This is a genomic window from Pontibacter toksunensis, assembly GCF_042686245.1.
GTDB classification, from domain to species: Bacteria; Bacteroidota; Bacteroidia; order Cytophagales; family Hymenobacteraceae; genus Pontibacter; species Pontibacter toksunensis.
The window spans coordinates 40,375-64,413 of the sequence record NZ_JBHUOX010000018.1 but is presented as its reverse complement, the minus strand read 5'-3'; the positions used below and the strand labels follow the sequence as shown (position 1 = coordinate 64,413).

General features: G+C 43.9%; 16 protein-coding genes and 1 pseudogene. 5 read left to right on the top strand and 12 right to left on the bottom strand.

Features of this window, described 5'->3' with window-relative positions:
* Positions 1-174: 174 nt before the first annotated feature.
* On the bottom strand, positions 175-882 hold the full coding sequence (locus tag ACFS7Z_RS19925; RefSeq protein ID WP_377488420.1) for a response regulator transcription factor: 708 nt from the start codon (positions 880-882) through the stop codon (positions 175-177).
* Between the two features lie 749 nt (positions 883-1,631).
* On the opposite strand from ACFS7Z_RS19925, the gene ACFS7Z_RS19920 reads away from it, so the two are divergent.
* The 4 genes and pseudogenes from ACFS7Z_RS19920 to ACFS7Z_RS27440 all read left to right on the top strand — a co-directional run.
* A complete protein-coding gene (locus ACFS7Z_RS19920) occupies positions 1,632-2,729 on the top strand; it encodes a hypothetical protein (RefSeq protein ID WP_377488417.1) in 1,098 nt (365 codons plus the stop codon).
* A gap of 163 nt (positions 2,730-2,892) precedes the next feature.
* Positions 2,893-3,861, top strand: a complete 969-nt coding sequence (locus ACFS7Z_RS19915; protein WP_377488414.1) for a YheT family hydrolase — start codon at positions 2,893-2,895, stop codon at positions 3,859-3,861.
* 275 nt (positions 3,862-4,136) lie between these two features.
* Positions 4,137-6,143, top strand: coding sequence for a cadherin domain-containing protein (locus ACFS7Z_RS19910; protein ID WP_377488411.1), 2,007 nt, complete (start codon positions 4,137-4,139; stop codon positions 6,141-6,143).
* Positions 6,144-6,307: 164 nt separating this feature from the next.
* A pseudogene (locus ACFS7Z_RS27440) lies at positions 6,308-6,432 on the top strand (IS982 family transposase); the annotation flags it as partial.
* 240 nt (positions 6,433-6,672) lie between these two features.
* Here ACFS7Z_RS27440 and ACFS7Z_RS19905 read toward each other — a convergent pair.
* Both ACFS7Z_RS19905 and ACFS7Z_RS19900 read right to left on the bottom strand, forming a co-directional pair.
* Positions 6,673-7,275 (bottom strand): TlpA family protein disulfide reductase, encoded by a 603-nt coding sequence (locus ACFS7Z_RS19905; protein WP_377488408.1) that lies wholly within the window; start codon positions 7,273-7,275, stop codon positions 6,673-6,675.
* Between the two features lie 358 nt (positions 7,276-7,633).
* A complete protein-coding gene (locus tag ACFS7Z_RS19900) occupies positions 7,634-8,407 on the bottom strand; it encodes a hypothetical protein (protein WP_377488405.1) in 774 nt (257 codons plus the stop codon).
* Positions 8,408-8,993: 586 nt separating this feature from the next.
* Between ACFS7Z_RS19900 and ACFS7Z_RS19895 the strand changes: the two genes are divergently transcribed.
* Positions 8,994-10,958, top strand: coding sequence for a hypothetical protein (locus tag ACFS7Z_RS19895; RefSeq protein ID WP_377488402.1), 1,965 nt, complete (start codon positions 8,994-8,996; stop codon positions 10,956-10,958).
* Positions 10,959-11,097: 139 nt separating this feature from the next.
* On the opposite strand, the gene ACFS7Z_RS19890 is transcribed toward ACFS7Z_RS19895, so the two are convergent.
* The 9 genes from ACFS7Z_RS19890 to ACFS7Z_RS19850 all read right to left on the bottom strand — a co-directional run bounded on the left by ACFS7Z_RS19890 (position 11,098) and on the right by ACFS7Z_RS19850 (position 22,857).
* On the bottom strand, positions 11,098-11,397 hold the full coding sequence (locus ACFS7Z_RS19890; protein WP_377488399.1) for a Fic family protein: 300 nt from the start codon (positions 11,395-11,397) through the stop codon (positions 11,098-11,100).
* A gap of 491 nt (positions 11,398-11,888) precedes the next feature.
* Positions 11,889-15,521, bottom strand: coding sequence for an ABC transporter permease/M1 family aminopeptidase (locus tag ACFS7Z_RS19885; RefSeq protein ID WP_377488396.1), 3,633 nt, complete (start codon positions 15,519-15,521; stop codon positions 11,889-11,891).
* 69 nt (positions 15,522-15,590) lie between these two features.
* Positions 15,591-16,490 (bottom strand): ABC transporter ATP-binding protein, encoded by a 900-nt coding sequence (locus tag ACFS7Z_RS19880; protein WP_377488393.1) that lies wholly within the window; start codon positions 16,488-16,490, stop codon positions 15,591-15,593.
* Between the two features lie 515 nt (positions 16,491-17,005).
* Complete coding sequence (locus tag ACFS7Z_RS19875) at positions 17,006-18,301, bottom strand: serine hydrolase domain-containing protein (RefSeq protein WP_377488390.1); 1,296 nt, start codon at positions 18,299-18,301, stop codon at positions 17,006-17,008.
* Positions 18,302-18,657: 356 nt separating this feature from the next.
* Complete coding sequence (locus ACFS7Z_RS19870; protein ID WP_377488387.1) at positions 18,658-19,419, bottom strand: LytR/AlgR family response regulator transcription factor; 762 nt, start codon at positions 19,417-19,419, stop codon at positions 18,658-18,660.
* The gene (locus tag ACFS7Z_RS19865; RefSeq protein ID WP_377488384.1) at positions 19,400-20,473 is read right to left on the bottom strand and encodes a sensor histidine kinase; all 1,074 of its coding nucleotides are present in this window, start codon (positions 20,471-20,473) and stop codon (positions 19,400-19,402) included. Before ACFS7Z_RS19865 ends, ACFS7Z_RS19870 begins: the two co-directional genes overlap by 20 nt.
* A 188-nt stretch (positions 20,474-20,661) precedes the next feature.
* Positions 20,662-20,937 carry a hypothetical protein gene (locus tag ACFS7Z_RS19860; RefSeq protein ID WP_377488381.1) on the bottom strand — a complete coding sequence of 92 codons (276 nt, stop codon included), beginning with the start codon at positions 20,935-20,937 and terminating at the stop codon, positions 20,662-20,664.
* Positions 20,938-21,541: 604 nt separating this feature from the next.
* The gene (locus ACFS7Z_RS19855; protein WP_377488378.1) at positions 21,542-22,339 is read right to left on the bottom strand and encodes an ATP-binding protein; all 798 of its coding nucleotides are present in this window, start codon (positions 22,337-22,339) and stop codon (positions 21,542-21,544) included.
* Between the two features lie 14 nt (positions 22,340-22,353).
* Positions 22,354-22,857, bottom strand: a complete 504-nt coding sequence (locus tag ACFS7Z_RS19850; RefSeq protein WP_377488375.1) for an AlbA family DNA-binding domain-containing protein — start codon at positions 22,855-22,857, stop codon at positions 22,354-22,356.
* Between the last annotated feature and the right edge of the window lie 1,182 nt (positions 22,858-24,039).

The window sequence follows — 24,039 nt, the reverse complement described above, 5'->3', positions numbered from 1 at the left end:
GTACAGAAAAAAAGTTGACAGTTGGTATCGTCCTCATAAAGAAACGAAATATAAGGAATCAACAGGGCAGTCAATGCCTGTTAATATCAAACTGGAGTAATCTCTGTACTTGCCCAAGACTTCCTCCTCCTGTCAAAATGTTATTCTTCTGATATAAAAAGCCTTATCGGAACATCATATTAAGTCGAAAGCCCGAGCGTACTGGCTAAGCTCGAAAAAAGAATTGGTGTTGAGTTTTTGCTTGATGTTTTTCCGATGAGTATCTACCGTAGCTGTAGAAATAAAAAGTATTTCGGATGTTTCTAGTGAGCTTTTTCCTAAAGCCATCAAACGTAAAATATCATGCTCGCGACTAGTCAGCTTTGCAAAATGATGATAGTGCCTACGCAGAAAGTTATTTTCTTCTAATAAGCGTTCAACTTTAGCAGTAACGTAGTGCATGCCATCTATCGGAATAGCAATTGTGACAGCTAACAAGGGTTTTTCAGCTTCATCGCGCAGCAGAATTTTGGTACTCGCAAAATGCCATTTCCAATTTCTTTCACTTGCAAATCGTACTTGCTGAAAAACCACACATATTTCTTCATCATTATTTCTTTCCAGAAGCCCTAGCACTTTGGGAACATAATCTTTCGCGTCTTCAGGGTTGAAGAACTGAGAATAGTACTCCTCTGCAGTGATACTGGTAATATATTCAAGGGACACACCTAAAGGAATTAAGCCTCTTTCATTCATCCAAGCCACTGACCAATCCCTCAGATCATGGATGATAACAGCACCAGGCATTTTGTTAGCTGTATCTATCATATCTGCAACGCAGGCTTTGATTTTACTATCTGAACTTTCGCTGAAGGCAGTGGTATCAGTCTGTGTCTCTTTCATATAGATTTTAAAATACTCCGGCAAAATGAACGCGCTTAAAAGAACTGTTTTACCATATTTCTCACGCTCACTGTTCTAGCCGTGTGCGGCAGAATTCTTCAATGATATTTTAGAGGTTTTTGGCTAATAGCTCAGGTAAGTCAAGCATACTTTTTATTACCCTTCAAAGTTGCAAATTTCCACTATTACGCCTTGCTTTTTGCCACAGGCTAACCACGGTAAATTTTTAAAACTGCAAGCAACCCGCTATTTCTACTTGCTAAGGCAGAAACAAGTGCTAATCTTTGATAACTCAGAACCAATAAGTGCGAGCCAAGTGCCAACGCACAGGAAGTAAATGTTGTGCAATATTGATTGCAGCGGCACCCCAGCACTAATATCTAGTGCTGTCAAAGCTCGAATTGTATAGTGATTCTTTAAATGTGTGCTTTCCCTTCATTATGAGCATTCATAATATATAATTTATTTGATATCGTTGCCAGAACCACGCAATTTCTTGGAAAAGAACATGAAGTAGAAGCCTCCATATTGTAAATAATTTTGACATAGCTGTGGAAAAATACCTATAAGTGGGTATTCTTAATATAAATTAAGATATGCTTTTTTGTAGAATAAATTATATGTTATAATTAAACCTATAATTAGACGAACGCTTTGAGACTAGTCTAAAACTGTTTTGATTATCAAATTTTTACCAATAAGAAAAGGCCACCAGTATTTTGTTTTTTTACCTAGTGTTAAAGTTTTATATGGAAAAAGTTAATGTTGATTTCAAACGCCATTTCCAGGATTTTGAAGAATGGTTTTTAACAAAACGTAGTGACATTAATAGTCATTACGCTACAGATGATTGTATCAATGATGAATTGTTAAGAACAACTTATAGTGAGATGACAAATCATCTAAAAATATTAGGTGAATGTAGTTATTCATTAGATATCCGTGAGCAGGAGGCTGGAAAGAAACACGTTCTTAACTCTTCTTTATATAGGTATATTCAAGAGTCGCCTTATTACTGGCAGATAATAAAAAAGCCAAGAGGCTATGCTGGTGATGCAGAGATGATGAACATCATATATCGGCATGAATATGAAGGAAAAACCCCTTTTAGCAAGTTATTCCACAAGGCTTCAGCTTCTGTAGAAGCTTGCCAAGCTGTTAGAAATAGAAGAAGGTTTTTAACTGAGGAAATTAACAAAGTCCAGGTAGGAAATATTTTAAGTTTTGCTGCAGGCCCAGCTCAAGAAATCCTTGACTTGAAAGAACATGATACATTAACCCCTGGCAGAAGATATTTGGCAATCGATCATGATATAAGCACTTTAAGAGACGCATCAGTTAACAAGAGTGATAATTTGAACTATGCACTTGGCAACGCTTTTCAATTAATGAAAGGAGAGTACAGAATCTTTACTCCTAGAAAAAGATTCTATGCTAGTTGTGATCCAACAAAGGATATGAAAGGCCTAAGAAAGTTCTTAGTACATTTCAAATATAAAGTCGACACTCTTAAAAATCGCAAATTTAGTCTTGTATATTCAGCTGGCCTTTTTGATTACATCAAAACATTTCCAGAGGATACAAAGGGTACTACTGCACTAACTAAAAACTTATTCAATTTAGTTGAGCCAGGGGGAGAGCTAATAATTGGCAATTTTAGCCCTACTATTCCAATTGGTACTCGGTGGATGATGGAATATGTGTGTGACTGGCAACTAATCTACCGAGGTAAAGAAGAGTTGATGAACTTCACCAAATCAATAAACAAAGGACAAGTCGACTCTGTAGAAGTGACAAGTGAGCCTACGGGTATTAACTTGTTTCTTAAAGTTAAGAAGAGAAGCTAGGCTTTTTACTTCTTCTAACAGGAAAAAGCACATAGTAAGCTAAAGACAGTGTCGTTATAGCAAGTTTGTACAAAAGAATTTCTTTGTAAGGAGTAATTTAAATACCTCTGTACAACAGCTGGTCGAGATTTCTAAATCAGAGTTTATTTACCTCCTCTCAATTATGCCAGTTAATCATTCTAAAGCGAGAATTCCTTATTATCTCTTCAATGGGCACATACAAACTATTTACTCTTGGGCATTACGGCGGATTTCTTATATACACTATGAAAGAGAAAGAGTAACTACTCAAGATGATGATTTTTTAGATTTAGATTGGTCAAGGGTCGGAGGAAGAAATCTTGCTGTCCTGTGCCATGGATTGGAGGGAAGTACAAACAGTGCTTACATGAAGGGCATGACAAGAGCTCTGAATGCTCATTATATAGACGTGCTAGGATGGAATTACAGAGGTTGCAGTGGAGAGGCCAATAAGCTGCTAAAGTCTTACCATGCAGGTTCAACAGATGATTTAAGTTTTGTTATAAATTATGTATTGAAAGAAAATCCTTATCAAATACTGTACTTGATTGGATTCAGTTTAGGAGGAAACTTAGTTCTTAAATATTTAGGAGAGGCCCCTTCTAAAGTGCCCAAAGAAATTAAAAAAGCGACAGTCTTCTCAGTTCCCTGCCATATTAAGTCTGCTGCAAAACAGATGACTTTGCCTTATAATGCGTTCTATCAGCGTAGATTTATCAATTCGATGGTTGGTAAAATAAAGCTGAAGTCTACATTGTTTTCCGGTAGCTTAGATTTAACTAACTGCGATAAATTAAAGACTTTCAAAGAATTTGATAATAGGTATACAGCTCCTTTACATGGCTTCCATGATGCTGATGAATACTATGAAAAATGCAGTTCAAAGCAGTTCCTTAACAATATACAAGTACCTACTTTGTGTGTAAACGCACTAAATGATTCATTCTTGTCGAATGAGTGTTATCCATTCATTGAAGCAGTAAACAATCCTTATTTAATACTTGAAGTCCCCTTGAGTGGTGGGCATCTTGGATTTGTAGAAGGGGTAAGAAATAACAGCAGCTATGTAGAAAGACGCACAATAGAATTTGTACACAATAACGAATACTAGTTAAAACGTATTGACCATTCTCACTAAAGTGCTGGTGCCTGATTTTCTAAAACTTGATGCTGTAGGAGCACAACTGAAGGAATATTATACCTGCTTTTACTTCACTGGTAAAGTTCTGCTGTCAAGAAGAATACCTGAAAGGAAGTTAGTGTAAGGGAAGCTTTTCCTTACATTGAATAGAAATAGTTTACCCCATAAGAACTGGTAGTTGTTAGCACAGCAGTAAGCTCGAAAAGAGCTATAAATCTCAAAAGCGTCTCATTAGCTGAAGTTATATGAAAAAGTTTTACATCAGCCTGTTGTTGATTTGCTGGCTTTCCAGCATCACACTTGCCCAGCAGCAGAAGCCGACAGGAGGTGGAGCGTATACCCCTCCTGTATTTAACTGTGTTTCTGGAGAGCAGCGTCAACATATTGTGCAAATGCTGGACACAAATAGCGAAATGCTCCGCGAGCGGGGACGTCTCAGCTCTGATGGGCAAAGGGCAAAGAAAGCTGCCTTTGCCTGGCCCCTTAAGCAGTCTCAGGGTTTTAGCGACCCTAGCTACTACGCTATCACCAATTATGTCGATCATGATCCCGATTTTCCAAGTAAGCTGATAGACTATAACTGTGGCACCAGAACTTATGATATTGCTTCAGGTTATAACCATACTGGCACAGATATTCAATTGTGGCCTTTTGCCAGAGTCATGCAGAGCAAGAATCAGGTGCAGGTAATAGCAGCTGAGGCTGGTACCATTATTGGAAAAGAAGATCAAAACACAGACGAGAACTGTACCATGTGTTCCAACTGCAACTGGAACGCGATATACGTCCAACATGCAGACGGGTCAGTAGCTTGGTACGGGCACTTAAAGAAAAACACCCTTACCCTAAAAGGAGTAGGGAAAACAGTTGAGAAAGGCGAGTTCCTTGGGTTTGTTGGAAGTAGCGGTAGTTCTACGGCGCCTCACCTTCATTTTGAGGTTTATAAAAGCACTACTTATAATGCCGCCAACAGAATAGACCCTTTTGCAGGAGAATGTAACACTTTAAACGGTAATGACACGTATTGGGAGGATCAGAAGGCTTATCGGGAGCCAACTATTAATAAAATCATGACGCACTCTGCTGCTCCCAACTACAATGACCAGTTATGTCCTGCACTGGAAGTTATAAATGAAGAGAACAGTTTTCAGCGGGGACAGCATGTACTTTTTGCATCCTATTTCCATGACCAATTGGTTCAAACTAGTGCTAATTACGTTGTTTACACTCCCAGTAATCAGATCTTCCAAAGCTGGACGCTCACCTCTCCAAGTAGTTATAGTGCTAGCTGGTGGTACTGGACGTACATCCTCCCCGCAAACGCCCCCTATGGAGTCTGGCGCTACGAGGTAACCTACAACGGACAGAAAGTAACACATAATTTTACTGTAGGTGCCCCAGCTAGTGTTAGCTTTTCAGCAGGGGAGTTACAGGAGAATCAACCGGTGGGAACGCTTGTGGGAAACTTGTCTTCTGCTTCTGATGACCCTAACGACTCCTTTACCTATAGCTTAAAGGCCGGAGAGGGCGATACCGACAACACCTCCTTCACCATCAACGGAAACAAGATTAACACAGCCGCAGTGTTAGACTATGAGCAGAAAAAGACTTACAACGTTCGCCTGCAATCTATGAACAAGCGCGGCCTTTCATTGGAGCGACAAATGGAGATTGCAGTAAAAGATGTAAATGAACAGCCAACAGCTATCACAATAAACAAAAATAACATAGATGAGAACAATGCGAAGGATGTTGCTATAGGCAGCTTCACAAGCACCGATCCGGATGGCAACGATACCCATGCATATACCTTGTCGGATGAGGGGAACAGTGATAATGCTTATTTCACTGTAGAAGGGAATGTGTTAAAGGCATCCGAAATCTTTGACTATGAAGTCAAAAGCAGCTACCATGTTCATGTGCAGACTAAAGATAGCGGAGGCCTGATACATAAAGAAACTCTTGTCATCTCCATCAATGATGTACAGGAGTCAGTTACAGGCATATCTGAAGAAGAGAAAAGGATTTTAAAAGTTTATCCTAACCCAACTGTTCGTTTTCTGGTGATACGTTCGGAGGAAACGGTAGAACATATTAGTATCGTGAACATGTATGGAAGTACCGTCTTAACGAAACAGCCACACTTCAAAGAAACAGAGCTTGATCTGAATCTGCTGGCTTCTGGAATATACATAGCGCTGGTTTCCTCCAGAGGAAAGGTGTACAGGCGCCAGATAGTGGTAGTAAAGTAAGAATGATAACCTTCTAAGGAGGTAAAAGATGACACAGATAAGCCACTACAACATCGATTTCAAGAAGCTGCCTGTCTGCGATAACCTCAGGGAATAATCCCACAGTGGTCTTAGAGAGGATATCCACCATGGGGAAAGGCTCCACCGGCTTGTCCTACGACCTTAAGCTGCTGCACCTGGTCGCCAAAATAAGGAGGAACTTGAAAAGCATGCTCCTTACGCTCAAGGATAAGATCAACCTGATGAATAGGGGGGCATAGAGGCAGACAACAACATCCTGATGAGCGTCTGAGATATCGAACACACCCGCCACAGAAACCCCATCAGCGCCGAATGTTACCAGCTTTTAGTTATCATAACAGCTTTATTTCTTTTAACGAAACTAAAGGAAACAGAATGCTACCGCTGCATGAGTACCCGTTCAGTTACCTTTTTATTAAACATAAAAGTCGTTATTGGGCTATGGTTGGGTGTATGCAAAGCTAGTATCCAAGCAAGGGTTGGATTTACATTGTGTTAGCAACAGCTATTAATTCTTTGATAAACTTTCATCTATGTGTGGTAAAATACTTTTAAAAGTTTTCTCCTTATCTTCTGAACCTCCCAGTATAATCTTTTTAACTATTCCATTCTTGTCTATGATCATAGTATAGGGGTAGATTTGCTCGGTAATAAAGTCTTCTATTATCGCCTTTCGTGCATTTGCCACAGGGGTAAAATTGAAAGGCCTTTTCTGCAGAAATGTTCTTATTAGTTCTTCATCTTCTTCGGGTGCAATGGAAATGAATGTTACGTTCTTATCTTGATACATTTGCACTATTTCATTAAGAGCCGGCATTTCCGCAATGCAAGGCTTACAACCCGTATTCCAGACATTGATTACTACTACCTGTCCTTTTAAATTTTTGAGTGCGAGTGTTTCCCCATCCAGAGCTTTTACACTAAAGTCAGGGGCATTACTGCCAATCAGGCAGTCAAGCATTTTATACTTTTGGGTAAAAAAGTTTGGGTCTTCAACATCTACTCCATTCATTATTTGAGAACATTTCGTGTATTGTTCTTTGTATGTCTGTGCTTGGAGAGATCCACCAAAGAAGAAGGCGAACATTGTTAGTAGTACAATACGATTCATAATGATTACTTTGAATAGTGGTTGCTAACTTGAGGATGTATAGAGTAATATAAAGAATAATTTTCTAATTCCTAGCGTTTTAGCAGAAGCCCTGGATGATTCGGGTGTTTTAGCCGCTACCAACGGCCCCGGACTTTACTTTCTTTCCCTTTACTTAATATAAACAGACCTACAGACAATTCCCAGACCCTCTGAAAGTACCAAAACCTTATCCCCCGATTCCAGCCTCTGGAGGGGTTTCACCTATAACTATCATTATAGAACAAGCAAAGGCTCCCCGTTATGAGGAGCCTTTTACTTGTTTGCATTATAAGCCAGGTTATGATAAGCAGAAGCAGCTAAAATTATGTGTGTCCTATCATTTTTTCTTTAACGTCACGTTACCACTCCTCATTAATGTCAATTTAGTAGTGGTAAATACCATATTATAAATATGGTTATTTAAATCAATTTCAAAGCATACGTCATTAAGAGCTCCAACATCTATTATCTGCATTTTAGGATTTTCATCATTGAACTTTAATCGATATTCATTTTGATAAGAATACCGTTTTTGCTTGCAGAAAAAGTCTAGGTTACCTCTCATCTTATCATCAACAGGATAATATTTAACCATTTTTTCTTCTAATGATTTATTAAGGATGTTTAACCTTTTTCTTATTCTATCGACAAATTCACATGGATTAAAAATAAGGACGAATCTATGATCTGAGAATTCATCAATAAATTTTTCGGGCACAAAATGCTTGTGTTCTTTAACATTAGAATTTAATGTAGTAATGGCATACAAGCTTAATATGTTTGCATCTTCGCCATTGAACAGCATAAAATTTGAACTAGGGCCAAAGTCTACCCTATTTGATTCATCTCGCGTCTCCTTTATTCTTTCTTCTAAAGTGTACTCTTCAATAGGATCTCCAACTGATACAGTAAATCCGCTTCCCCATGAAGCTATGGCACCTTCTCCCGCATCTCCTACATTATCATCGGTTTCTTCATACTCTCTAAACCATTTTGCAGTATTCATGCATATCTGCCCATCATTAATAAAGCTGTCGAAGTACTGCTTTTTAACAGCTTTAATGAATGCATATATCGCAAACTCCTTTTCCATAATGTTATCACTCTTCATTGCTACCTTTTAAGTTTCTGTTAGTCGCCCAACTTTGATTGTATAACTAGAATTGGAGACTCGAACATACGATACTCAAAGGAATAAAAAGTAATTAGTAGACTATTCCCTCTCCCGCGAAAGTACTAAAACAACTGACCCGATTCCAGCCTCTGGGGGGATGCGTCATAACTACTTTTATGTAAAGTAGAGAGTAATTTCTGGCTTTCGTTATATTTTTACTTCCCTTTTGTAATTTGCTATATTTGGTAAAGCCTGTATGCTACCAGACCTGGCAGAGGGAAATTAATACTTAGATCTTTGTTTGCCATTTTTAAGCAAGTGTTTACTTATTCATTAATCATACGACTTCATACAAAAGATTGGTTAATTTTTGAAGTATTTACTGATTTTTTTAGATATTTAGCATTGTAATCACCTTTATTTTTTCCTAAATTGAGCCGGAAATAACTATTATTAAATAGTAGATGTGAACGCCTCTTTTTAAGTTTTAAATCTTGCTGTTTCCAACCATATAAAGCACCTAAATAAATTTACTTAAAAAATTACTGTTCTACATCTAATTTGCCTTTATATCTATAAAAATATGAGAAGACTTTACTATTATTTCTTTTTCTTATTGACTATAACTAGTTGCTCCGATCCCGTTGAACCTAGTGTAAAGCCAACTCCGCCTCAGGTAGAAAAAGTTATTCCGCCCGGAAGCCGTAAGGTGACTATTAAAGTTGATAGCAAATATAATTTTAATAATGTCAATGGATATAGTTTTACCGACTCTACATCAATAAATAGCGATCCGAGTTTGATTGTACCAAATAATGGTGCAACAATGCTTTATTTTACCGATAAAGCATCCGGCAATCTTTTGGCGACAGTGAGGGTAGATTCTTCAATGGCCGAAGTAGAAGTAAATGCAACCTCAGTTTCTATTTCGCTTTTCGAATTGATACCAACCTATGGCGAGTTAACGCCAAATCAACAACGTGAATTTGAAGCGAATGCAATTACAACAGACGCTTTCAAATCTTTGGTAGCGGTAGTGGATGGACTCTTACAAAATCGAAGTCAGATATATTCAACTGACCCTAAATTCGTCAAGAGTCTTTCTGATCTGAATAAAATCATTATCACATCTTATTTAGCAGATAGCCAAGAGGGCGGTAGAATACGCCAAGGCCCGAACCCAGGAGACCCAGCTACTTGGATATTACAAGATGAAAACGTAATTGACAACCAGGTGCACAGCTATGTGGATGTACTTTTGATCTCGGATAATAAATCAAAATCTGGTAACTTCATTATGGGCCCCAGACCTTTTAAGCCAGGATTTCATGAAAGAAAAGGTCTTAGCAATAATGATGATGGATACTACGAATTGCGATTGACCCAGAATACCAATGATGCCGAACTTAAGAATGGTGTTGCTGCGACCGAGAAAGTCCTTTCTATAGTGCTAGGAGCAGCACTTGACAAATATTTAAAAGCCAATGGAGCAGGCTGTCGTGAAGAAATAGTAAACAAAGTAGGTATAGCATTGAACGGTATATTGATTCAGGCGAAAACCACACCAACTGGGGCCGATGAGGTACAAGAAGCAATGTTTGATGCTGCGTTTGGTATCTCAAAAGATGTTTTGACTAGCGAAAAATGCATCGCTGGGATTGCCGTGACTGCCTTTATTGCGAGGGCTATAGCATTTAAGGCCCATTGGGTAACAACAACTATAATTGTATTATGGAATACTAGTGATGTAGTACAAGTAAGCAATTTAATTGAGGCATTCCTTTTGCCAATAGAGCATACTGTTTCCATACAACTACATCATGGAGCGATTATACCAGGACAGTTTACTATGCTACCAGCAATTGAATTGAAAGAAGAATACAAGGCGGAAGAACAGGTGCCTATTCAGGTAAGTCTTAAAGAATTAACTAAAGGAACAATACCTTTTGAAAATAGATTGTTATCGGTGAACTGGATAGTTGAAGAAGGAAATGGAAAAATCACTAATCAGACCAAAACAATTACAATTGACGAAAGAACCGGATCTGTTGATGGGGAGGAATGGTTCGGAAGTGCACTGTGGACCTTACCGTCTAGTTCAGGTACATTTAAGGCTTCTGTAGAAATATTGGATAAAAATAAGAAACATATAGAGGGAAGTCCAATTGTTTTTACCACTAAAACCACTAATTTAAACATTATTGGAAAATGGCAGGTTAATGTTACTGGTAAACTTTTTAATAATCAGGGGGTTTTACTTGAAACTTACTCGGAGGATGAGTTACACCATTTAGAATTTATAGATTCCAATCAGATGTTATTTTATTATTATGATGGACAAATGAAAGAAATTATTGACAGAGGAACCTATAGTTTGGATTCACAAAATAATCTTCTAACAATAACTGGTGTACTCGAAGATGATTGGAATGGAAGATATAAGATTTCAAATTATACTCCTTCTGGATTTGTAATGAAAACAGTTGATAAAATAAATGAAGATACAAACGGTGAATACTATGAAATAGAAATGAAAGTAAAAAAATAAGGCTCCCTCTATATAGTTAACCCTCCATTCTCTACATTAATCTTAGATATATGGCTATCATACCTTTTTTAATTTATCTAATTTCTTCATCGGATATATAAATTTTACATATAAGTATTCTTATGTTAAGTGAGGGTATTTAAAGTCGATGGTATTTAAGCATCTCCCGTCCCTTCCCTGTTGTTACATATTGCTGCAGGGGGCTGTTGGGCCGGTACTTGATAGTCTGGTCTAATAGCCCCTTCTCTAATAAAGCATTAATATAGCGCCTCACATTGTCTGTGTGGTTGGCCAGGCCCAGTGCTTCCTCCAGAATATCTTTTCGTTTAGCTGGCTTCAGCGCATAATATAGAACTTTCAGATGCTCTGGTTGTAGTTCCTTTGCCAGTTCCTCTTCAGCTTGGTCGCCAGCTTTGTCGTTAACTTGGTCGTTTCCCACCAAACTGCCTTTATAAAGGCCAGATGACAGAAAAGCTCTACTTCGAAAAATGTGCGTTCATTATCCATCCGGAATGTCGGCGGAGGGGAACAGTTGCTTTCCAGTACCCTTTTAATGGTAGGAATGCCGGTGGCCCTGCCTTCAACATAAGAAAGTATCTGAGGAACAAACCGAAAAAGTCTGTGAGCATGACAGTAGCAATGGAAAGGGAGCAGCGACATGCTCCTATCTTCAGCTATTGGCCTACCCCTGTCGCTTGCCCACAATCAAAGAGAGGAGCCTTTTATGCATATTCTGAATAAAGGTTGTAAGAAGATCATGCTAAAAGCTGAGTTGTGCAACAGCCACCAATAGTTAACTTACACTATATGCGGTCCTGGTGAACATCAGACTCGCATATAGAACAAGGCAGGCTTTATGATAATTAAAAATAGCTCCACTAAAGGCTGTGGTAAATAGTAAAAATAAAAAGGTAGCCAAGGACTACCCTATCAGTTGACCATCAATGTCGTAATGTTATCCTTCGGGTTTCGGTCTATCAGCAGGCTATAGGGGTCAATACCTGCTTTCTCCGGCTTCTCACTCACGATGAACTCAAATTTGTTCTTCCCAGACTTCAATTGGTGCTTTTCCAGGTAAAGCGGCTTGTCTTTCCATCGGCCGTTGACCTTCTCGCGGGTAAATACTCCGATGTCTATCCAGTCATTCATCTTCGCTTCGTTCTCAACGCCCAGGCTGTCCGCATAAAGTTTCTTAGCATCCACGGTTAGTGTGACCTTATACCTGCCGTTCTTTAGTTCCCTGTATGCAGCATCAACGGCCTTGTTCTCATACAGTGTTAACTTTTCAAACATGTCGGTTACCAGGTACTGCAGTGAGTCTGGTGTGGCGGCACGGATGTGCTGCATAAACTCGATGGAGTTGGTGTAGGGAGGCTGCTGAAATGCAACCTCTTTTATGTAATCCCGCAGCGCCGCGTTTAGCCTGTCTTCTCCGATGTAATCTGCGAGTGCATACATCACCAGGCTTCCCTTCCTATAGTAGATGTAATCCTGGTTCTCTACTCTGTACAGCGGCCGCTCCTTCTGCGTCTCGCTTGTCCTGCCTTCCAGGTAAGAGTTCAACTCGTACGAAAGGAACTTCCTCATCATTCCTTCACCGTACTCCTGCTTCATTACCATCAGGGCACTGTACTGGCTCATGGTCTCTGACAGGAGCACGGAACCCTGCACATCACCGCCGGTTACCTGGTGCCCCCACCATTGATGCGCTACTTCGTGCGCTGTTAGATAGAAAGGATAATCCACACTTTGGGGGTCATCCTCCTCTACATCCGCTATAAAGCCTACTGATTCAGAGTAAGGAATTGTGTTCGGAAAAGACTGTGCCAGGGATCTATATCCCGGAAACTCCACAATGCGCAACTGCCGGTGCTGGTAGGGGCTGAAGTTGGTGGTAAAATAGTCTAGGGATTTTTTCAAAGCCCTAACCATGCGGTCGAGGTTGTACTCGTGGCCCGGGTGGTAGTAGATCTCGATGGCTACTTCCTTGCCGTCTTTGCCCACCCACTTGTCCTTTTTCACGGCATAGTCTGCTGAAAGAAAAGCGTAAAAATTCAGAATGGGTGCATCCATTTTATAGTGGAAGTAGCGGCGCCCGTTTGCCGTCCACTCTTTCTGCAGGTAACCCGGCGCGATGGCAACCTGCTCTTCCCCGGTGCTGACGATGGCCTCAAAGTTTATCCAGTCGGCGTCATTGCTGTAGTAGTTGTTCATGTGGGCCGCGGAATCGGCTACGTCAGCCATAGAGGGCTTCGGCTGCAGACCGTAGTCCCTGCGCTCACCGTCTTGGTTTAACTCATAGCTGGGCTGGTATCCTATCTTTGGTAAATAGCTGTTGTTAATGAACGTGCCGTTGTACACGATATCCCTGTTGGAGCCACTGTTGCGGAACCCCCTGGTGCCGTAATGCAGGTCCAGGTGCAACTGAATAGAATCTCCGGGTAGCAGGGGTTGGGCCAGCCTGTAGATATAGTATCCCGTTTCTTTGTCAGCCGATACGAGTGTGGCTTTCTTGCCAAACTCCATCCGGCGAATGTCTGCCTCATCTGAAACAGCCAGGTGTACAGAGTCTATGGCCCTCTCGTGCTTGTTCCTCATCCAATAATGGCCTTTGAAAGAAAAATCCCGTTCCTCCGGGTAAATGGCCACATTCAGTTTCAAATCTGTGATGCGTGGCTGCGGAATACCGTCGTACTTCTTATACTTCTTCTCGTAGTTTGCCTGGCGTTCTTCCTGCTGGCTGGAAGTCCGGTATGTGTTCAGGATATTGGTGTTGTAGAAGATAAACCCACCTGTAATCAGGAAAACCGTCAAACCGGCGGCTGCCACGAAAAGCGTGGACCTGGTAAGTTGCATGCTGGCTATTTTAACGCGCCACCTGAGCACGGTCTCCGTTCCTCTTGCCCAGAGCAGGTTGCCGGTTACAGCCAGCAATAAGGCAAAGGCAGCCCAGTATACCTTGTAGACGATGAAGGGCCAGACAAAGTGCCCGTACCCGTTCATGGCAGAGTAAGAGATGCCCGGATCGGAGTTGAAGGAGTACAGGTTGTGCTCCCAACCCAGCTCTTCCATAAAGATATTCAGCAGGTAGTACACCACCATGATAAAGTGGCCCATGTATTTGTTGTTTACCACCACCTGCACCAGCATCGCCAGTACGCATAGCATAAGGTACTCTATCAGTTCAATGCCAAACAGGCCTCTTAAGTAGACATCAAACTCATATTGAAAGTAGCTTTTAAACGTCTGAATGGTGATACCACAGAACATGACCACAAGAAGCAGGACCACCTGCACCAGCATCAGGGCAGAAAGCTTGGAGGCAAAAGGCACCCAGTTTGGGACAGGCAAGGCATCATAAAGCTGGTTCAAACCCAGGTCTCGCTCCCGCCATACCAACTCTCCTGAATAGAAGGTGATAATGATGAGGATGAACAAGCCAAAAGTACCGTTCAGTAGCCGTATCACAGCAGAGGTTACCGGGAATACTGTCGTATCGTATATCTTGCCCAGCTGAGTGCCCATCACAAATAGTAAGACAACGCCCGCTGTTACAATAGCTACAAAGTAAGCGCTCTTCACAATGCCTTTAAACTCGAGCTTTGTCAGGTTGAAGTACTGCCTCAGGCTCAGGGAGAAAGAGAAGTGCTGTTTTACCCCAGGTAATTCCAGGCGTCTTGTTGACACAACTCCCCCTGCTGTGTCACCCTTTGTGCGCTTGTTGAAAAGCCTGTCTCCAGCGTTGGCAAACGAAAAACTGAAACGGTTATAACAGAAAGCTAAAACGGCAAGACCTATCGCCAACCATAGGGTGCGGTTGGCAATAAGGTGGTAGCTGAGCGGCAACATCATGGTGTTGCGTTCTGCCGTGGTCCAGTAGCGCTGTGTGTAGTAGATAGCAGCAGACCCCATGGGATCTGCCAGGTTGGCAACCGTCTCATTGTCCAGGTCGCCGGTCAGGCCGCGGGCAATCCCGTACAGCACCAGGAAAATGACCCCGCCCACGTAAATGGAGAGCCCGCTCCTCGTGAGCGTGGCCAGTGCGAAGAAAACAGCACCTGTGAAAAGCAGGTTGGGAATAACAATGACCAGGTAAGGCTGCAGGTACCACATGATGTTGAACGGACCAAGCTTTTCAGCTTCCATAAAGGGCATAAGCGTAGCTGAGAATGCACCCGCAGCTAGGCCCAGGAAAACCAGCAGGGTGATCAGGAAGGAACCTGAGAAGCGGCCAAACAAATACCCAGCCTTTGAGATGGGGGTGGTGTAATAGAGCGAATGCGTTTTGTACTCAAAGTCCCTGAAAACGGGTGTCCCCATCATGAAGCAGGTGATGAGCACGCCAAACCAACTGAGCAAGGTGATGAGCCAGTTGATTTGGTAGGGGGAGTTAGCGTAAACTTTACCGCCACTGGCATCGCCCAGTATAAAACTGTTTCCGAATGCACCTCCTAAGTTAAGCATCACCAAGAAGGCCATCAGGAACAGCAGGACGAAGTAGACATAAGTAGCCGGGCGCCTGAGGCGGTACCTGAGCTCGAATAAGAAGATTTCCTTGAACATGGCTCTCTTGTTAATAATGAAACAGGAGCTAACCGTGAAGAATGGACCTGCTCCACATTTATTTTAGAATCAATTCTTCTTTAGTCTCTTCTCCCGTTTGCCCGCCTCGTGGATCTTGCTGAAGTACACATCCTCCAAATCCGGTGCTACGGCTTCGAACTCTGCTCCCGGCTGCACGTCAGAGAGCACGTGAATAATGGTCTTCCCGGCGTAGAGGCGGGAAGAAATGACATCATACTCCAACTGGTGCGCTTCCAGCTGACTCTTTAGAATGAACTTGCGCCAGATGCAGCCGCGGATGCTGTCGATTACCTGCAGCGGGTCGCCCTCCAGCAGCACTTCCCCTTTGTTGATGATGGCGAAGTTGCGGCACAGGTCCGTCACGTCCTCTACGATGTGGGTGGAAAGAATCACAATCACGTTCTCCCCAATCTCGCTCAGCAGGTTGTGGAAGCGGTTGCGCTCGGCAGGGTCAAGGCCAGCGGTGGGCTCATCCACAATGATAATTTGCGGGCTGCCCAGCAAGGCCTGCGCAATACCGAAGCGTTGCTTCATACCGCCTGAGTAGCTTCCCAGGTTCTTCTTGCGCACCTCATACAGGTTAGTTTGCTGTAGCAGGGCTTTAATAATTTCCTTGCGCTCACTGGAATTACTGATGCCTTTCAGCACAGCAAAATGGTTCAGCATCTCCTCTGCCGACACGTTCGGGTACACCCCGAATTCCTGTGGCAGGTAGCCTAGCACCCGCCGCATCGCATCTTTCTCGCGAAGCACGTCCATGTCATCGAGCATCATACTGCCCTGATTCGGTTCTTGCAACGTAGCGATGGTGCGCATGAGCGTAGACTTGCCTGCGCCGTTAGGTCCAAGAAGACCATACATTCCTAAGGGAATGGTAAGGCTGACATTTTTTAGCGCTTGAACCCCGTTTCGATAGGTCTTAGTAACATCCCTGATGGTTAATTTCATATTTTTTTTGTCAGATTTCACCGCAGACAGGGTTTTGCCCTTTAACAGCACTATCTCTGTTTTCAGTAAGATTAGACAACATTTAGATTGACTTCAACTGTAGGTGATGAAAGCACTAAAAAATGTGACGAAACAGTAATATGCATCCCAAATCAAAGGAGGCTCACATGGCTGTGCCTTGGTAACTTATATGCCAATAGTCTTATATGTCAAAAAGTGGTGCCTGCCCTACAACCAAGAGCGGGAACTTGTCCCTCAGCTTGCAAGTCAGCTGGTTCAACTCACTCAACAGAATACTGAGCAAGAACTGGTCCCATAGCTTGTGGTACCAGTTTCCTGGGTGCAAGTTCCGGAGAAGGTGATTCAGTGACAAATTGACCATCAGTTCCCCTGGAAGGGTGAAGCAGTGCATGCTATACAGGCGCTGTTAAAAGCAGCTTCTATAACCAGAGTTCTCAAAGTTTAAAGGCCAACAAGGTGGTTCCCCTGGCTCAGAGCACCTGCCAATATCCGCTCTAAAGCTTCCGTTTGCCCTGTGATACCCGTTCGCCCTGGTGAAGTTCTATTCCTTCCGCGCGGCCGTTTTCCATAATGAAAACAAGCCGCGTGTTGTCATCAAAGACAGGAACAAATGAGTCATTCCCTTGAAAGCGCAGCCGGAAAGCCCGCCCATCACCAAGTTGCACCTTCAGCTTTCCTGCTTCTGCAAGCACCCGCAGTTCAGCAGTTCTCTTCCCCACTTGCAGGGCATAGGTACCATCATAGCGGCCAACCTCCTCTTTCGTCAGCGGCAGGTCAGGCACCTGTGGTATCTTCAGGTCCAATGCCGCTCTCGCCAGGAACTCTTCCACCTTTTCATGCTGCGTATCATCTGAATTGGCCAGTACGACCACTGATAGCCCATCCGCGGGGTAGTGGGCAAGGGAGGCGTTGAAGCCCTCTGTGTCCCCTACATGGACCACCTTTCCGTGATCCTCGAGCTTAGCCAGGTCCAGTCCGAAACCATAGGTCCTGGGGGGGGCTGTAGGGAGGATTGTCGGGGATGTCATCTGCTGTAGCGACTCCTGTGAGACCACCTGTCCGCTATGCAGCAGGTGGGTCCAGCGAATCAGATCGCCAACAGTGGAGGACAGACCGCCTGCTGCATCCCCCTGCATCCTGACCCGAAAGGCAGGAAAAAGCTTTCCTTCTTTGCTCCGTTCGTATTTGTACCCTTTTGCCCGCTTAGGATTTAGCCGCCCGGGGTCTCCAAATAGCGTATAATGAAGCCCTAGTGGCTGCAACAGCTCCCCTTCCACGTACTCCTCATAGGGCCTGCCGGTCACCCTGCCAATAATCTGACCCAGTAGATAATACCCGCTGTTGTTATACCGGAACTGCTCACCTGGCGGAAAGTCAAAAGGTTCCTTCGCAAACAAATCGATCATATCCTCATAGGAGAGGCCGAGCCTGCGTTTCCGGTCAGCCTCCCTATCCAGTTCTGTATAGCTCTTAATGCCAGAGGTGTGATTGAGCAGGTGCCGGATAGTCACGTGATGGCCCTGCACAGGATAGTCGGGCAGGTAATGGGTAATAGGATCATCAAGGGACATCTTTCCCTGCTCTACCAATCGCATGATGGCGGCAGCCGTGAACTGCTTGGTGATGGAGGCAATAGCATATACTGTTTCGGGGCTGGCATCTGCCCCCATCTCTACATCTGCCTTGCCATACCCCCTGGAAAAGAGGATATCTCCGTCCCTGGCAACGGCCACTGTCATGCCGGGCATAAAGTCCTCGGCCATGTGCGCATAAGCGAGAGAGTCAGCCACCGCCTCAATCCGGTGTATATCAAGTGCTGGGGATGCTGGGAACTGCCTGGCTGTTAAAGAAGCTGTATCTGAAAGGTGTCCCCTCTGAGTACAGCTTATCATCGTGCACATTCCGATAGCCAGAAGCACTTGGGGCCAGCCTTGCTTTAAAAAAGCACTTCTTTGTCTTTGATTTTTCATAAGCAGGAGTTTTAATGGTCATTTATATCTCTGTAGGAGCCTCCATGAATGAAGCTATATCCCGAAAAGTCACAGGCTGTCCTCATGAGGTATAGGGCACTCTGTAGTTGGCCCAATGTGGGGGGCACTATGTTAAGGCTGCGATAAAACTTCCGCCTCCTGGAAAGAGAAAAGCTTCAGGAGGCACTCTCCATCCATAACTTGAAAAGGCGGCTCCTTTCCTGGCTGATGACAAGGGGCTCCCTGTTAGGGGGACGAAGCTCAATGCGCAGGCGGGACTTACTGTAGCCTTCCACTTCCGCGATAGCCTCTATGTGCGCCATATATTTTCTGTTCAGCCTGAAAAAGACAGCTGGGTCTACCACCTCCTCCAATTCTTCCAGACTTTGGCTGACAGGAAACTTTTCTCCCTGCCTGGTCACCAGAAACACGTACTCATCACGGCAGAAATAGGCTACCTGCTCCTGTTTGATGCTCAGCAGCTTAATGCCTTTTTTTACCAGAAACCGTTTCTTGTACAAGGTATGCGGTGATTCAGTTCTTTTTAAGGCGGTTGCCAGCTTTTCAACCGTTAGCTGTTTGATATGCCGCTGCCGGAATTTTTGAACAGCCTGGGCAAACTTCTCTTCCTTTATTGGCTTCAGCAGATAATCGACACTGTTAAAGTCAAAGGCCCGTAGCACATACTCCTCATAGGCGGTGGTGAAGATAACATCGGCCTCCACCTGCACCTTCTGCAAAATATCCAGGCTTCTGCCATCTGTCAGTTCGATATCCATCAACACTAAATCAGGAGAAGGATTTGACCTGAACCAAGCAATGGCCCCTGCAACACTTTGCAGTACAGTTACCACTTCTGCCTCGGGCAGGTAGCGCTGCATCAATCGCCGGAGATGATTCACAGCAGCTGTTTCATCCTCAATGATTAAAATCTTCATAAGCCATAATGTGTAGCAGCGGAATTTTAACTCGGAAGTAGCTGGCTGTGTCTTCAACAACCACTGGTTCACTTCCCAGGGAACGATAGCGCTCCCTGATGTTACTCAAGCCTACACCTAAGGAGTATGTCGCCTCTTTGGCCGCTCCTTTCGTGTTCTCCACTACCAGGTAATCTGCCTCTTTCCTTATCTCAATCATGAGAGGCGCCTCCTCTGAAAGCACATTATGCTTGAAAACATTCTCCACAAGCGTAAGCAGGGAAAGGCTAACCAAGTGAAGTCCATCCGGGAGTTCACCGCTTTCTTTGGCGTAGTGGAACAAAGAACCGAACCTTGATTTGAAGAGTCGGAGGTATGTTTCTGTAACGGAAAGTTCCTCCCGGGCAGACACCACCTCGTTATTTCGGTTCTGCAACGTGTAGCGCAGTATGTCGCTTAGCTGCTCCAGAAACAAAGTCGCCTCTCTTGGATTATCATGGATAAGGGCGTGCAGTGTATTAAGGCTGTTAAATATAAAGTGGGGATTTATCTGGCTTTTAAGCGCATTGTAAGTGGCCAGTGCTGATTCCTTTTGAAGCTTTTGTGACGCTACAGCGGACTGCTTCCAGTGAATAACCAGATAGCTGCCTAACAGCATGCTAATCGTCAGGATGGACAGTGTCAGCCAAACCACGAACAGCACAATCACCACCTCCCCTTCTATAGCACCCTTTGCTACTATACCGTTTTTTTCAAGCTGCTTTACAAGGAGGTAGGCAGGAAGAAAGACTAGCATCCCACCGGAAAGACTTAGCACCACCTGCAGCAGGAGCCGCTTCGCACTTGGCTTTGCCTGCACAGCATGTAGTTGATAGTGAATCCATTCAAAGATAAACCAGAGCAGGAGTATTGAAAATGTTATCAGAATGAAGCCCCAGAAGGGTACGTCAACGGGTTCTCCCATTAGGCTTATCAGCACCTGTAAGAGGTAAAGGAAAACACTGATGCTGATGGCAAAAGTCCATTTTAGCCACCTCCACACTCCTTGTACTTCTTGGTTTGTCGCCTTTTTCATTTAAAACATCATTTGGTTAGAAGAACTTGCTGCTGCCCCTATAGTTATCCAGTCTGGTCGCGCTGCAGCATCAATTCAAAAAAATAGCCTCCTTCTGCTCTTCATCCTGACAGTACAGAAAATACTTTAAGCAGTACTTCCACCTTTCATGTTGTAGCATCTCCGAAATCCTCAGCTTCCTTCTTTTACTACTTCTTCCTTTTTACTGCTTCTTCAAAAACATGCCCCTGCGTCAGCTTTACTAAAGGGGAGTCTTCAGAGGTGGGCCATAAACTCCACCTCGAGCCCATGGAGATAGCCTCTTCTTGATTCCCATGTTTTTCATAAATATAGAAATCGATCAACTGATAAATGATAACTTCTGGCTGAATCGGGAAGAAACCGGGGTGGAGGTGGAAATGATGGACCTGAGCAGGAGGTTGAGTGTTACAATCTGATTTTCCTTCCTGGGCTTGCTTTATCATAACGTCCTCATAGGGGAGGTAGTGGCAATTTGCCCCAATTGATAGTGCAGGAAGCGGAATAATAGAACAACCTTGTTGGCGTACCAACTACCACCCATTTCCGACACACCTCAGCTCTTTCAGTATGTGCCTTTATCTGTTAGTTATTGTTCCACCTGTGTCATAGCTTTTTTACAAAAAACCGTTCACAAATACTTAGGCAACAGCGGGCGAGAATGGATTTGCACCAGTTTAACTACTACTACTGCCGTTCTTTTTCCCTTCATTAATGAACAAGTAGTCTTTAGGAATGGAAGGCAGATGAATCAAAAGACATTTTCTCAAGGGGTGTTTTGCAGCCGCTTTGCCCCCACCATCCTGCCCTCCGCCAAATGCTGCTAGTTTTCTTTGCCGCCGCCGCAGATGAACTAGTTAAGAGTTAACACCTCTCTCATACAGCTTCTCTTAGAGGCTGGTACTATATGCTCTTGATAGCACAGAGCAAAATGGGCGGCAGTTATACTTCTTTGGTTTATCTGCAAATCAACTCTTACGCGGACAATTATCTATAGGGAAGCGATCTTATCCGACATTTATCCGACATTAGAGACTTTTATCCGACATACTAGCTTCTGTAGATATAGACAGTCGCCTTTTTCTCTCCCACTTTAACAAGCAGCCCTTTGTCTACTAATTCTGTCAGATACCTTAAAGCGGTTCTGTCCGCTATAGAAAATTTTTCTTTGTACCAGCTGTTTTGGATTTTTCCCTCGCTTTTCCAGTGCAGCAGGGCATTCACCTGTCTTTCATTTAAGCCACGGCCCTTCAGAAGCTCCTCTGTGTAGATGTCCTTGAAAAGTGTGACGGAAATACCGCCAGCAACAGTCTCTATACGAGGCTCAGGGAGCCCTGAGCGCCGGCACTCCTCCATGATTTTCACAGTACCCCTGCCCCAGGCTTCGATCAGGCCACCCTTGAAGCAGACATCCGCCAGTACTGGGTTCTTGGGAAGCGACGGGTGCTTCCGCTTGAGGTCTTCTATTGACAGGTTGTCTGGCAGTGTTCCCTCATTCCAGACGATGAGTCGGTCGTTATAGACACTCACCTGGATAGGGGCGGTGGTGTATGTGCGGTGCACAATGGCGTTGAGCAGGATCTCGCGGAGTGCCTCAAACGGATACTCAGAACCCTCTATGCGGTGAAGTCCCTGGTAGGAAACAGGAGCCATGAGGTACTTCTTCTGCAGCAATTCCAGGGTAAGGTCAGCCAGCTGGAAAGCATTACCCTGCACCAGGTCCTGGAAGAGCAGGTCAACATCTGTACTGCCGAACCGGCCAATCTTCACATAAGCCGTGGGGAAGAATGCCCGCACATCCTTCCCGAAAAGCAGTAGTGCCGCCCGCTTCAGGTCCTCTCCCTTCAATAGCCTCAGGTTTCTTAGCAGCTCCTGCGTGCTATCATCCGCCGCGGAAGGCAAACGCCTGCTGTTGCCGGCACCCTCTTAAAGGCCTCAATGCCGGCTTCACCAATGTCCTGTAAAGTAGCGCTGGGCTCTACTACGTCGTCCCAGGTTTTGCCCGCCTTGCGCAACAGAAAGTCATTGAGGGAGGCGCCGTTGAGCTCCTGCTTTGTGCTGCCGCTCCTGAAATGGTATTTTCCGTGATAAGAAATCGGTACATCATAGGGAGGCACAACAATCTCTATAAAGTGCTTACCTTCCTCTTCATGAAGATTCACATCACAGATAATCCCTAAGTGGCTTACCACCTTGTTAGGAATATCCTCCATTAACCTCCTATGATCAGAAACATCAGTAACGTGGCCATCATCGTCCTTGCCAATGTAGATCCTGCCGCCCTTGGCGTTGGCAAAGCCGCAGATCCACTTCAGATACTCGTCGCGCCAGCTAACCTTCCACTCAACATTTTGACTCTCGGGCATTCAACCATCTGTTTTTTGTACTTCAAAAATAGGGTTTTACATCCATACCCGCCATTCTGCCCTTTATAAATCCAACGGAGGGCTTCTTTTTAGTAGAAAAAGTTAAGGTTATGAAAGCTTAACCTGGGCAATTTGTCAAGTTTTATAACAGAAAAACCCGGCAAAGCAGTATGGGGTAAGGTGTGTTCCTAGATTTGGAATAGAAGCAGAGTTATAACGCGAATTGAAAAAGCCAACGGTTTGTCTTCATAATAGAAGTAGTACACAATATTTTCCTTCTTCAGTAGGTTAAACATTAACTATGTGAACTAGGGATGCTGTTCCTTGGTATATATAGTTAATGATATGTATCAAAAATCTCAATAAATGCACAAAAGAAGGCTGATGTGTATCAGGTCTTCCTGATATAGATATATAAGGGGCAAACTATATTATCTGGAAGCGCTATTGGTGCATCTCCTAGACTTTACCCCACCCTGCCTATAACGACAAGGAAAGCACCACCTCCCCTGCCGCTACCGGGCAGCTATTCCCTTTAGGTTCTACTCCTCCTTTTGACTTGCTGATTTCCAAAAGTCTCTAGCTAAGCAAGGGAGCTGTCAGTATTACAGCTTATAACATTTTACAAACGCTCTTTAAAAAACGTTACTGCCTGCCATATGTCTGGCGGGAAAGGCAGCCCCTCCCCGGCAAGCTTTGCTCCACCGTCCAACACTCTGGCAAATGCTGCTCATTTGCCAGAGTGCTTCCCGTACGTTGGCCACCGTTCCGCCATCTGCCTCTCTGCGCTGTGCTGTGTTCTGCAGCTGTCAGAACAGTGACTTTCCCACCCGCGCAAAGCAGGCGCCACCCTGTGCCCATCAGCTGACGCATATTTTCTTCAGTTTCATCATTAAATGAAATGACAGGCTCTTGTCATCATAAATTTTTCACCTGGTGCTTAGGAAATAAGGGCTAGAGGGTTAGGTTTGTACTTTCACTGCCCCTAATCCAACAAAAGCTTAAAATGTACATTCTATATTAGATAAGTCGGCTAAGCGGCGCTTAGACGATGTGCTAAGGCATGAAGGCTCCTCCATGGCAAGGCTAAAAGAAAAGACAGGCATGAGTGAGGAGCAGATCCTCAGAGGGGCTGCTGTTGGCTGTCACAGTTTTGTACAGCCTATTAGCGAAGCGCTAGGT